The sequence below is a fragment of the Massilia sp. PWRC2 genome, from assembly GCF_049896725.1.
Taxonomy (GTDB): Bacteria; Pseudomonadota; Gammaproteobacteria; order Burkholderiales; family Burkholderiaceae_D; genus JAFCUW01.
Map to the genome: position 1 here is coordinate 1 of NZ_JAFCUW010000046.1, position 930 is coordinate 930.

Consider the following 930-nt stretch of genomic DNA (forward strand, 5'->3'; position numbering starts at 1 on the left):
ATCCCATTTCGCTCGCCACTACTTTGGGAATCTCGGTTGATTTATTTTCCTGCAGCTACTTAGATGTTTCAGTTCGCCGCGTTCGCTTTGCAACCCTATGTATTCAGGTTGCAATGACCTGTAAAGGCCGGGTTTCCCCATTCGGAAATCTGCGGATCAAAGTGTGTTTGCTCACTCCCCGCAGCTTATCGCAAGCTACTACGTCCTTCATCGCCTGTAATCGCCAAGGCATCCACCATGTGCACTTATTCGCTTGTCCCTATAACGTTAGCCCCTCAGCCGACTAAGCCGAAGGACGTCATAAAGAAAGAAAGTACAGCGTTGTTGCTTGTTTTGATACATACAATCACTACCCATCATCCAGTCTGTCGACTGGACAATTAAAACTTTACTTCTTCCAAATTTTTAAAGAACGAAACAGCATTTAATCTCTAAAAGACCAAACCTAAATCCTGGTGCTGTGTGCACTGATTTACGTTTGAACTTTTGGTGGAGGATGACGGGATCGAACCGACGACCCCCTGCTTGCAAAGCAGGTGCTCTCCCAGCTGAGCTAATCCCCCAAGGACCACGATTTTGCGTGCTTTTGCACTTAAAAATCATCTGGCTTTGCCAGGGATTTTTAACTGACTAAGCCAAACAAAAGTAGGTGTTCACTTTTGTTTGCAGGGTTGGTAGGGCTGGTTGGACTCGAACCAACGACCCCCGCGTTATCAACACGGTGCTCTAACCAGCTGAGCTACAGCCCCAAATGCTGTTCTTCTTAACTAACAGCCGATAAGTGTGGACGTTCAATGAACCGGTATCTCTACCTGTGCAACTCTAGAAAGGAGGTGATCCAGCCGCACCTTCCGATACGGCTACCTTGTTACGACTTCACCCCAGTCACGAATCCTACCGTGGTAAGCGCCCTCCTTGCGGTTAAGCTAC

General features: G+C 47.7%; 2 tRNA genes and 2 rRNA genes. All 4 read right to left on the reverse strand.

What is annotated here, in order from left to right:
- Positions 1 to 259, reverse strand: a 23S ribosomal RNA gene (locus ACP7BZ_RS22945); the annotation flags it as partial.
- Positions 260 to 487: 228 nt separating this feature from the next.
- Positions 488 to 563, reverse strand: a tRNA-Ala gene (locus tag ACP7BZ_RS22950).
- 109 nt (positions 564 to 672) lie between these two features.
- Positions 673 to 749, reverse strand: a tRNA-Ile gene (locus ACP7BZ_RS22955).
- A 77-nt stretch (positions 750 to 826) separates the two neighbouring features.
- Positions 827 to 930, reverse strand: a 16S ribosomal RNA gene (locus ACP7BZ_RS22960); the annotation flags it as partial.